Source organism: Halorubrum sp. C191 (assembly GCF_002727095.1).
GTDB lineage: Archaea > Halobacteriota > Halobacteria > Halobacteriales > Haloferacaceae > Halorubrum > Halorubrum ezzemoulense.
This window is the reverse complement of record NZ_NHNZ01000212.1, coordinates 1-11,132: the sequence shown is the minus strand read 5'-3', so window position 1 is coordinate 11,132 and position 11,132 is coordinate 1. Positions and strand designations below refer to the sequence as shown.

General features: G+C 54.4%; 12 protein-coding genes. 10 read left to right on the top strand and 2 right to left on the bottom strand.

What is annotated here, in order from left to right; translation table 11 throughout:
- The first annotated feature begins 28 nt into the window (after nucleotides 1-28).
- Together Z052_RS18490 and Z052_RS18485 are read left to right on the top strand one after the other, a co-directional pair.
- The gene (locus Z052_RS18490) at nucleotides 29-904 is read left to right on the top strand and encodes a HAMP domain-containing sensor histidine kinase (RefSeq protein ID WP_303646231.1); all 876 of its coding nucleotides are present in this window, start codon (nucleotides 29-31) and stop codon (nucleotides 902-904) included.
- A gap of 332 nt (nucleotides 905-1,236) precedes the next feature.
- Entirely contained in the window at nucleotides 1,237-1,548 is a 312-nt protein-coding gene (locus Z052_RS18485) for a hypothetical protein (RefSeq protein ID WP_099289337.1), read from the top strand.
- Here the strand turns inward: Z052_RS18485 and Z052_RS18480 are convergent, their stop codons facing one another.
- Together Z052_RS18480 and Z052_RS21455 are read right to left on the bottom strand one after the other, a co-directional pair.
- Nucleotides 1,549-2,823, bottom strand: a complete 1,275-nt coding sequence (locus Z052_RS18480) for an IS4-like element ISH8C family transposase (RefSeq protein ID WP_099289336.1) — start codon at nucleotides 2,821-2,823, stop codon at nucleotides 1,549-1,551.
- Nucleotides 2,824-3,306: 483 nt separating this feature from the next.
- Nucleotides 3,307-3,921: a deoxyribodipyrimidine photo-lyase gene (locus Z052_RS21455; RefSeq protein ID WP_099289335.1), complete on the bottom strand. Its 615-nt coding sequence runs from the start codon at nucleotides 3,919-3,921 to the stop codon at nucleotides 3,307-3,309.
- Between the two features lie 934 nt (nucleotides 3,922-4,855).
- On the opposite strand from Z052_RS21455, the gene Z052_RS18470 reads away from it, so the two are divergent.
- The 8 genes from Z052_RS18470 to Z052_RS18435 all read left to right on the top strand — a co-directional run.
- Nucleotides 4,856-5,068 carry a hypothetical protein gene (locus Z052_RS18470; protein WP_094580239.1) on the top strand — a complete coding sequence of 71 codons (213 nt, stop codon included), beginning with the start codon at nucleotides 4,856-4,858 and terminating at the stop codon, nucleotides 5,066-5,068.
- Nucleotides 5,069-5,234: 166 nt separating this feature from the next.
- Nucleotides 5,235-5,531 (top strand): hypothetical protein, encoded by a 297-nt coding sequence (locus tag Z052_RS18465; protein ID WP_099289334.1) that lies wholly within the window; start codon nucleotides 5,235-5,237, stop codon nucleotides 5,529-5,531.
- 174 nt (nucleotides 5,532-5,705) lie between these two features.
- Nucleotides 5,706-7,136 (top strand): Fe-S cluster assembly protein SufB, encoded by a 1,431-nt coding sequence (sufB, locus tag Z052_RS18460; protein ID WP_099289333.1) that lies wholly within the window; start codon nucleotides 5,706-5,708, stop codon nucleotides 7,134-7,136.
- A gap of 40 nt (nucleotides 7,137-7,176) precedes the next feature.
- Nucleotides 7,177-7,506 (top strand): ferredoxin family protein, encoded by a 330-nt coding sequence (locus tag Z052_RS18455; RefSeq protein ID WP_008443201.1) that lies wholly within the window; start codon nucleotides 7,177-7,179, stop codon nucleotides 7,504-7,506.
- Nucleotides 7,507-7,527: 21 nt separating this feature from the next.
- The gene (locus tag Z052_RS18450; RefSeq protein ID WP_094579704.1) at nucleotides 7,528-7,917 is read left to right on the top strand and encodes a hypothetical protein; all 390 of its coding nucleotides are present in this window, start codon (nucleotides 7,528-7,530) and stop codon (nucleotides 7,915-7,917) included.
- A gap of 90 nt (nucleotides 7,918-8,007) precedes the next feature.
- Nucleotides 8,008-8,871: a 2-oxoacid:ferredoxin oxidoreductase subunit beta gene (locus Z052_RS18445; protein ID WP_094579700.1), complete on the top strand. Its 864-nt coding sequence runs from the start codon at nucleotides 8,008-8,010 to the stop codon at nucleotides 8,869-8,871.
- A gap of 260 nt (nucleotides 8,872-9,131) precedes the next feature.
- Nucleotides 9,132-10,526 (top strand): YdiU family protein, encoded by a 1,395-nt coding sequence (locus Z052_RS18440; protein ID WP_094579701.1) that lies wholly within the window; start codon nucleotides 9,132-9,134, stop codon nucleotides 10,524-10,526.
- A gap of 253 nt (nucleotides 10,527-10,779) precedes the next feature.
- On the top strand, nucleotides 10,780-11,132 hold a 353-nt coding region (locus tag Z052_RS18435; RefSeq protein ID WP_144050075.1), incomplete at its 3' end, for an SDR family NAD(P)-dependent oxidoreductase.

Sequence of the window (11,132 nt, the reverse complement as noted above, 5' to 3'; positions counted from 1 at the left end):
ACCCGATGTGATCGACTGAGTCTACCGGATTCACGGCGTCGACATAGACTTCGAACCAACAGTCGAGAACGCCGTCGAGTTCTATCATCCCGAAGATCAGACAACGATTCAGGAAGCTGTCGAGCGAGTGTTAACTGACGGGGAACCATACGACTTGGAGTTACGCATCGTCACAGCTGACGATGAGGTGCGATGGGTTCGTACCCGTGGCGAGCCTTGGCGTGAGGATGGCAAAATCGTTGGTGTGCGCGGCACGTTTCAAGATATTACTCAGCGGATAGAACGCCAACAGAGACTAGAGGAGTTCGCCAGCGTTGTGTCACACGATCTTCGGAACCCGCTAAACGTTGCTACCGGGCATCTTGAGTTGGTGGCCGACGAGTGTGACAGCGACCATCTCGACAGTGTCAGCCGAGCACTAGAGCGGATGGAGGCGCTGATTGAAGATCTTCTCATTCTGGCTCAGGATAATAAAGAGGTGAGTGACACTCAGCCGGTTGATCTCGCGATGATAGCTGACAGGTGCCAAGAGAACGTTCAGATGGAGCAGGGACGCGTAATTACTACTGTCGATCGAACCGTGTGGGCAGATAGCAGTCGTCTCAAGCAGGTATTTGAGAACCTGTTTCGAAACGCGGTTGAACACGGTGGGCCAGAAGTGACAGTTACAGTCGGAGAACTAACCGACGGGTTCTATGTTGAAGACGATGGGGCAGGCATTCCGACCGACGAACGCAACGCTGTCTTTGAGGTCGGCTACTCGCAGTCGGCAAATGGAACTGGGTTCGGGCTGAATATTGTCAAACAGATTGTCGATGCTCACGACTGGCAGATTCGCGTTACGGACGGGGCGGACGGTGGAGCACGGTTTGAGATCACGAATGTTAATTTCGTAGATGAATAGACATTATTGATATCCTGCCCAATCTACTCTGTTGAATCCGATGACAGCACTGGGACAAGGATCTCTGAAGGCGCGTGTATCTCGCTCTTCGTCGTCGATGAATTGGATCGATCCAGCTAGTGATCTCGGTCTCCTCGCTTTCCTTAAAATTCTATTTCCGAATCTTCTCGGCTGGGGTTCTGAACCGAACACAGAAGGACCTAGTCCCACGCCTTCTGCGGGTTCAACAGAGCTCTCGGGTCAAAGTGGTACCCTGCCCTCGGTCGAAAGTTGACCGCTCCGACCCTGACGATCCCCCGATTTCAAATGGGACCGACAAGATCGACTACATAATGTATGAGTCCGATCTTCAGGACGGGGTATCGAGCAGCATTATTGACGGCGAGGTGTCGTCGTTGAACCTCAGCATCACCGACAACGAGTTTGCTGTCATCGTTGACATTGGCGAGACTAACGCAGCTTACACGGCTGATGAAGCCCGTGAGCTAGCGACGAGTCTCAAATCTATCTCAGACCAGCGATGGGACGTAGACAACGATGACATCGTAGAGTACCTCCGCGACTTAGCCGACGTGATTGACAACGAGAAATCAGTAGATGAAGTAGAAGAGAAGTGGGAAAGTAGAGAGGTCATTCGTCTTTAGCTAAGACTCACACCTCGGTTGTGTAGCGGTAGCGAGCGTCTCCTGTAAGATCGGTCGTTGCTGGTGAATCTTCTGGGCGTCCTCGATCAGCCGCTCCAGCAACGGCGGTGGCGAGTAACCGAGATACTCACCGAGTTCATGGAGGATGAGCTGGGCGTGCGACCGGAAGGTCGCCGCCCAGCGTTCCGGTGGAAACACGATCTCGTCATCGGCCTGCTCGGTGACCAGATCCAACAGCTCACGACTCACCAGCAGTGACAGCAACGCCGCATACAGCAGAATTTTCACTACATCTGGGTCGCTTGTGTCGAACTCGTCCAACTCGTACTGCGTCTTCAGTTCACGAAACAGCGTTTCTACCTCCCACCGACACCGATACAGCGTTGCTAAATCCGCCGGGAAAAACTCCTCTCTCGGCAGATTCGTGATGTAGAGGTGGTAGTCGTCGGCGTCCTCGTCGCGGACGCCGACGACGCGGAATCGCTTCGTATCCAGCGACCGCGTCCCCTCGTACTGGCCCCGCTTGAACTCCGCTTCGACCTCTACGTCGATGTACTTCCGCGAGAGATCATCGACCACATCGTGGATCCGCTTGCCCTCCAAGGGAATGGCGCGGCCGCGCCATTCCCGCAATTCCTCCGTTATCAGTGGATTCGCGTTCTCTTTCAGCCGACTCACGAAGTAGCCGTCGTTCTCATCGATCAACGCGAAGCGGCGGTACTTGAAGTACGCTCGATCGAACAGAACGAGCCGTTCTTGCAGCCACGATCCCGTCTTGAACAGCGTGCTGTCGTGCGTTTTCTCGTCCGTTACGTCGATCCGTTCAATCGTCTCATCAGTAGCGTTGTGGAGCAGGTGGAGCTTCGCTCCAGCCTGCTCCTCGTGACGGGCTTGGAACTCATCAGAAAGGAACTCGTGTAACCGCAATACCGTTCCATCGGCGATCATCACGTCCCTGAATCGGTCGATATCAGCGTCAACGGTGTCAGGAACAGCGACCTCGTCGAGGCCGTGCTCGACGAGGTCGCGGAGGTACTCCGCCAGCGTTGGTGTCAACCGGTGATAGAAGCCACCGGGAGAGATCGTTTCATCAGCTGTCGAGTTGTAGCAGCGTCTGAACCCGGCGAGTGTTCGGCTCTCGCCTGCGGCGAAGCCGAACACGAGCGCCCACACGAGAACAGGAATCTGAAGCTTCCCCTCACGCTCGACCACGCCGAGTTCCTCGGCGTGCTCTTCGAGGAACTCGGAGGGAAACAGTGTAGTGAGCCGACGCATGATTCTCGATGAGGAGGCGTCTTGGTGCACACTTGCCGCCTCCTCATTCCTCTCGAAAAGAAGCCTCGATAAGCCGCTGCTATCACGCGGTTTCTCTCTTAGCTAAAGACGGATGGTAGAGAGGTAGATATCTCGGTATGATAGAAACATAAACCGTTGACTGGGTGTCATACAACGGTTCTCATAGCTGTTAGCACCGCCCCGAATCGGTCAATTCAGGTGATCCAAATACCCACACACAGTACTGACCTACCTACATTATGTCAGAAATCCCGGTGAGATACAGAGGTTGAAGTCAGTGTGAGAGATATTGACACACCTGAATAAGCGAACGGAGAAGGACTCTCCCCAGATATTGGTCGTGAAGCGCGTTGACAATATCAAATATCGATACGACTGGTAGAACCCGCCTCATCGGCTGTTATCTGACGGGTGCCAAATCGTTCGAACCCAGTCGAGTGCCGTATCATGCTGAGTGACGTACTATCCGGTGTCGTCACACCGACGATACGTTGTTCCGTTCGATAGGGCTCGTAATCGCTTTCGAGCAGATTCAGTACCGGCGGTGAGGGGCGCTGAGTCGTATTCGTCTTCACGAAGGTCTGAGAGTCGTGGCACCGCTTGGGTCTTAATCTCCAGTGTATGTGGGTTAGCCAGATACGCATCTGGGTTCGAGGGCAGCGTTGTAGATGAGTTCATTTTGCTCGGCTGTTCGTTTGGAACGGACGTGTAGGCGACTCCGGTGCGGGTGAGAGCACGCTGAACCGCACGGTCACGGGCACGGGCCAGTTGTGAATGGTCTTTGTTCCACACGACTTGTTCGACTCCGATGGTCCGCGCAAGACGACCTACGACGTCGGTTGGGTCTCCGTGCTGTATCACGATATCACCGCCATGGCCTCGGTACCAATCTCGAAGTTCATGAAGAGAACCGAGCATGAACGCGACTCCTAACCCGTTGGCCCGTGACAAAATCGCGTCATCTAACACGAACACTGGCACCACACAGCTATTATTCTGTTTAGCAGCGGTGAAGGCGGTCGAAAGCGCCGGATTCGGACTTGGCTGAAGCGTACGGCGGTGCCAATACAACTGCATACATATCCATAGGGAGTTTCAATAAGAAGGGTTGTGGCGCCCGTGTATAGAAACGATTCAACCTGTTTGATGGACCTCCCACCTCCCGACTTAGCACACATCCGTGTAAGACACGTGCGCTGTATTCAGCAGCGCCTCTGGCATATCTTCAGCTTTTGTCAGAAGTTACATGCGCGACACAGAGGATGCAGTCAGCAATGGAACTGCGTTATTTTCTCCGTTAAAATCCAGAACCAACCGATAGAACGTGCCTGCGCATTGACTGCCGAAAATTCTGCCAGTTCAATGAGAGGTTCAGCTACCTGTGCGAGATACAGGGCACGTATGTAGGAAACCACTATTTGGCTCACAACTGGTGCTGATCTCTTTTATAAGTATTTACTATGAAGATAGTAATTCACATTTCCCACGTGTACTACTAACAAGCGCGGATCGACAGCGATGAAATCAGATCAAATCTATACAAGTACACGTGTTCCACGAGAAAAAACGAGACAAGTGGAACAGAAAGAAGAGGCAAAGAAATCGCCAACGCTGAAATCAGATCAGATCTATACAGCTACACGTGTTCCACAAGAAAACACGAAACAGGTGGAATAAAAAAGAGGCGGAAGAATTATTCTCAGATAGTGTACTGAGCGAATCGATCTATCCTGATTTCGTCACTGCGACGTGCCACATTCGCGCTGTGTATTCAGCAGGCCGTTACGAACATCAACGCAATCTGGTAAAAATCTCAGCAGTACACTCACAAACGCATTCTATCGGCTGATTCAGCTGTAAATTCGCGAAATAAATGTCGTGGTAGATTTTCTATGACACCCTAGGTTTAGTGGGAATTGCCTGATACACCGCTCCTGTGAACCACACAGCCGTTTTAGCTCACGAGACTTGCCCCAGTTATTTTTGCCTCTCGAAAATTCATCCGATACAGATGTCTGATAACTCCGACGACACTGGGGGAGAACGGGTCGTCTTCGCAATGCTCGTTGGAGTGACGTTCGGAGCGGCACTCGGAACGACAGTTCTCCAAGATATCACACAGGGAATTGTTGCTGGTGTCGTCGTTGGAACCCTCGCTGCTCTCGTCTTCCCAGCGTGGACAGGCCGACTCTACGAGACGGTAACAGACAAACTCGGAGAATAATCCCCTACAGTGAACAATTCGAGAGAGCAAAGGGAGGTATGCCAACCGCTCTGTAACACCCTGACTATAGGCTAAAAAGAGGTCGCACTCGGCTGGAGACGTCCAAAAGCATCTGGCGTGTGGCTTGGCGCAACAATTCTTCAGAGTGGGCGCTAACATACCAACAATGACGGACGAGATCGACATCCCAACCGAGCCGCGGGCTGCGGTCGACGCACTAGCGACTCACCTAACTGCGACCGCAGATCGCCCAGTTCCGCCAGCGACGAACCGATGGCTCGGAGAAGCTGAAGCCGTCGCCCGCGATGCTACCAGTGACGATCTTGACACGCAAACCAGACGGAAACGGGTCCGCCAAGTTGCCACACTACTTAAGTCGGCTGATGAAACGGGCGACGTGGTCGCCGACCGCCACATCGAAGCAGCGATCGAGTGCTGTCAAGTCATTCTTGCTAACGAGTGACGGTAGCCTTGTCTCGACGGAATAGCCCTCTCGCCACATGTTAAATTCTACCAAGTAGAGAAACCGAATTAAATCACACAAAGTTATTCATTTTCGTTAAAGAAACCGTCATAAGTTACTAACGAGTGTTCTAGCGCATCACACTTATATTCGTAGTCTCTGAAGAATACTTTGATGAGTTCAAAACAAGACGATCTCAAAGAGACGAACACCGAGGCCCGTTTCGAGTTCAAGAAGGAGGAGAAGTCTGCCTTCCAGACCGAGAAGGGTCTCACTGAGGAGACGGTCCGCGTCATCTCGGAGGACAAAGACGAACCAGAGTGGATGTTAGAGCGGCGCCTGCGCGCACTCGAACAGTTCCAGGAGATGCCGATGCCGACCGACTGGCCCGGACAGCCGGACCTGAGCGAAGTCGACGTCGACGAGATTGTCCCCTACATTCGGCCGGACGTCGACGTGCGGGCGGGCGTCGACGACTGGACGGAACTCCCGGACGACATCAAGGACACCTTCGACAAGCTGGGCATCCCGGAAGCCGAAAAGAACGCGCTCTCTGGTGTCGGCGCACAGTACGAATCGGAGGTCGTCTATCAAAACATGCAGGAGCGCTGGGAGGAGAAGGGCGTCATCTTCTGTAATATGGATGAGGCCGTCCAGGAGCACGAGGAGCTCGTCCGCGAACACTTCATGACGAAGTGCGTCCCGCCGAGCGACAACAAGTTCGCGGCGCTCCACGGCGCCATCTGGTCCGGCGGTTCGTTCGTCTACGTCCCGGAGAACACCACTGTCGACATGCCCGTCCAGGCGTACTTCCGGATGAACTCCGAGGGGATGGGCCAGTTCGAGCACACGCTCATCATCGCTGAGGAAGGATCTGAAGTCCACTACATCGAGGGCTGTTCTGCGCCGAAGTACTCGAAATTCAATCTTCACTGTGGCGGTGTCGAAGTCTTCGTCGACGAGGACGCCCACGTCCAGTACTCGACCGTCCAGAACTGGTCGAAGAACACGTACAACCTGAACACCAAACGCGCCATCGCCGAGAAGGGCGGGCGCATGGAGTGGATCTCCGGGTCGATGGGCTCGAAGGCGACGATGCTGTACCCCTCGACGATCCTCAAGGGCCGCGGCGCCTCGGACAATCACATCACTATCGCCATGGCTGGCGAGGGCCAAGACATCGACACCGGCGCGAAGGTGTATCATAACGCGCCCGAGACCAAATCCACGGTCGAGTCGAAGTCGATCGCGAAGGACGGCGGCCGCACCAACTACCGCGGGCTCGTCCACATCGCGGACGGCGCGGAGAACTCCTCGACGGCCGTGGAGTGCGACGCGCTGATGTTCGACAACGAGTCGACGTCGGACACGATGCCGTACATGGAGATCAACGAGTCGAAAGTCGACGTCGCCCACGAGGCGACCGTCGGCAAGATCGGCGACGAGGACATCTTCTACCTCCAGTCGCGCGGTCTCGACGACGACGACGCGAAGCAGATGATCGTCTCTGGGTTCATCGAGCCGATCACGGAGGAACTGCCCATCGAGTACGCCGTTGAGCTCAACCGGCTCGTCGAGCTCGAGATGGAGGGTTCGCTCGGATAGTAGTTCGTTTGGACTACGCCACCCTTATCGAGAAATTCTCATGGCTATCGATCCACACTTCGAAGCGAACCGCGATGTCGCTGAGAAACACGAGGGGCACCGAGTCTGGGGGCCGGTCGACGAACCGGAACAACAGGGAATCCACGGGACACACGTGGCTGTCGACTTCGATATCTGTATGGCCGATGGTGCCTGCCTCGAGGACTGTCCCGTCGACGTGTTCGAGTGGACGGATACACCGGGCCACCCCGAGAGCGACATCAAAGCCGACCCGATTAACGAGACACAGTGTATCGACTGCATGCTTTGTGTCGACGTGTGTCCCGTCGACGCCATCGATGTCGATCCCGGACGAGCGGGGCGCCTGTGAGGGGTGATTGAGGAACCACTTATGACCCTCTCACTCCAGTGCTACCGGTGCGGGGCAGAGTATACCTATATCGGTAAGAGTCCACATTCCGCACAGTGCCCAGCATGCGGCTCCTCTTGCGTTCCGCCGGCTGGCAGTCTCACCGTCGTCAACAGCGTTCACTGGGAGAGTGCAAACGGGCTCGCGAAAGTCTGGGTCCACAGTGTGGATGAACGTGACCGACCGTTCGAATTCGAAGTCGCTGCACACGGTCGCCGTGGCAAGTTGGTTGCGATCAAAGTTGACGGCGTGCCGATTAATCCACAAGTTGACGAGACACTCGAAACGCTTCCACCGGCAGTGAAGGCCAAAATCGAAGCACAGGGAATAACAGACGTCGAGATTGCGACAGTCACGAACTCGAAAGCATGATACCAAGCCAGATTACGCAACGACCGACACCCGCGAGCATCGACTCGAAGGACGTTTTCTTGCGTACGGTCGGAGGAGGACGGTAAGGCGATGAGCACCGACATCAGATTCACTGACTTCAAATCCGACAAGCAGCCAACGTGGTGTCCCGGTTGCGGGGACTTCGGCACGATGAACGGGATGATGAAAGCGCTCGCGAACACCGGGAACGACCCGGACAACACGTTCGTCGTCGCAGGGATCGGCTGTTCCGGGAAGATCGGGACCTATATGCACAGCTACGCACTCCACGGCGTTCACGGTCGCGCCCTTCCCGTGGGGATCGGGGCGAAGCTAGCGAATCCGAACCTCGAAGTGATGGTCGCCGGCGGCGACGGAGATGGCTACTCGATTGGCGCTGGCCATTTCATCCACGCGGTCCGCCGCAACGTCGATATGACATATGTCGTCATGGACAACCGCATCTACGGCCTCACGAAGGGGCAAGCCTCGCCAACATCGCGTGAGGACTTCGAAACCTCGACGACGCCCGAGGGGCCGAAACAGCCGCCGGTCAACCCACTTGCGCTCGCGCTGGCTGCCGGCGGGACGTTCATTGCCCAATCGTTCAGTTCGGACAGCCAGCGCCACACCGAGATCGTTCAGAAAGCCGTCGAACACGACGGGTTCGGCTTCGTCAACGTCTACAGCCCTTGTGTGACGTTCAACGACGTCGATACCTACGACTACTTCCGAGACACGATTGTCGATCTCGCCGAGACAGACCACGATCCGACGGCTTACGATGACGCTACAGACATGATTATGGATGGAAATAAAGAGTACCAGGGTGTACTCTATCAGGACGAGCACTCGGTTGCCTACGAAGAGCGTGAAGGGCTCTCAGACAATATGGCGGTCATACCCGACGGAGCTCCGGACAATGTAACGGATCTCGTTCGGGAGTTCTACTGATACACATGCCTGATTGTGCTACCTGTGGCGAGCATATTTCTGCTCAGTTTGTACAGGTGTTCGGCGACAAGGACGGCGTCGTTCTTGCATGCCCGTCCTGCTCGGCCAATGCTGGTATTGGAAAGGAAATACGACAGCGAACGGACGATATATGAAGATTCTCTCTCTATCGGGCCCTATTCGCTCGTATTGTCACGCCCATGGGCGGGATGAGCCGTACAAATTATCAAAGCAAGCGAAAGAACACTATGTGAACCTAAATGACCTTTTCATTTGACACGACTTACAAAGAGTTAGACTCGGAGCTGTATTCGAGAGTGACACCGAAGAGTATCGCTCATCCCGAAATTGTGGTTCGTAACGACGAGCTATGTGCTGACCTTGGGTTGGATACAGCGAAACTTGATGCGAAGATGCTAGCAGGTCAAGATCGTTTAGAAGAACCGATCGCCCAAGCGTATGCGGGCCACCAGTATGGGAGTTTTACCGTCTTAGGCGACGGGAGGGCAATGATACTCGGCGAGCACGTGTACGATGGGAGTAGATACGATATTCAACTGAAAGGGTCTGGTCGAACGCCCTACTCCGGAAGAGGCGATGGAAACGCAACTGTCAGCTCGATGCTCAGAGAGTATCTGTACTCGTATGCGATGCGGAATCTACACATCAAAACATCGAGAAGTCTTGCGGTCATCGAGACTGACGACGTGGTCAACCGACGCCGGACAGAACCCGGAGCCGTCCTAGTCCGAGTAATGAACAGCCACATTCGGTACGGAACCTTCCAGTACGTCGCAGCCCGAGCATCCGACAAACTACAGCAGTTCACTGACTATGTAATTGACAGGCACTACCCGCAGCTGCAGGAAAAAGATCGTCCATATGTGGAGTTCTTTGATACAGTCATACAGTCAGCGATCGAAATGGTTGTTGACTGGTTGCGTGTCGGATTCGTCCATGGCGTGATGAATACGGACAACATGAGTATCGATGGAGAGACATTTGATTACGGACCCTGTGCGTTCATGAATTACTATGACGAGGAGGCGGTCTTCAGCTCAATCGATAAGCACGGGCGATATGCGTTCGGCAACCAGCGACCTATCCTGCGGTGGAATCTCGAGCGGTTTGCGGAAGCACTCCAACCGCTGTGTACGCAGTCAGCGCTCACGTATGATGAACTCGAAGCCAAGCTAGACGAATTTGAGGCTCGATTTGATGCGCAGTACTACGCGATGATGCGGAAGAAGTTGGGAATTGGCTCAGATGGCGAGGAAGAGCTCGTCGATGAATTCCTAGAGTGGCTTCGCAAATCGAACGCAGACTACACCAATACGTTCCTCGAATTAGAGGCACCCAAGACGTTTGATGACCCGGTGTTTACAACTGCGGAATTCGAGCAGCTGAGGGATAAGTTGGCTGCTGTCGGCCTGAATGAGGAGTTGATGCAGGAGGTCAATCCGCGGTATATTCCCCGCAATTATCTAGTTGAAGAGTCACTGGATGAGTATCTCGAAACTGGAAAGCTATCCAAGTTCAAGCGGTTACTGACCGTATTGGAAACCCCCTATACGTCGAAGGATATGGGTTCGCAGTTCCAGCAACCACCGCCACGCGAGTTCGATGCCGAGTATACAACGTACTGTAACACGTGAGCAGACAGTGCTTCGAAGTGGGGTATCTACTCTTAGTTAGTGGTGTGATCCTTGTTGGAGAGGAGACGTGCGATCCGTTCGATGTACGCTGAGGTTGTTGGCGCGTTCGAGACGGGTGGATGGCTCTCGCTCTGTCAGCACAACCTGGCCGACATCCAGCGGTATACCTTATTATAAGCTTTCGCCGGCAGATATATCACGGTTGTTTGTTAATATTTAGCAATCCACGTGAAGCGACGTGGTGGGAGACAATATGAACGGAATACAAGACGGAGTTGCGGTCGTCACTGGCGGTGGATCAGGAATCGGTCGACAGTCGTCACTTCGGTTTGCTGAGGCAGGAGCAAAGGTCGTTGTCGCCGATATCGACGAGGAGGGTGGCCACGAGACGGTTGAGATGATCACGAGTGACGGCGGCGAAGCGACGTTCGTCAAGACAAACGTCACCGACTCTGACGATGTTGACGCGATGGTACAGACGGCGCTTGACGAGTACGGCGGGCTTGACTTCGCACACAACAACGCCGGCATCGCAGATGAGGGTACCCGCCTTGCTGAATACGACGAAACACAGTGGGGTCGGATGATCGACGTGAATCTGAAAGG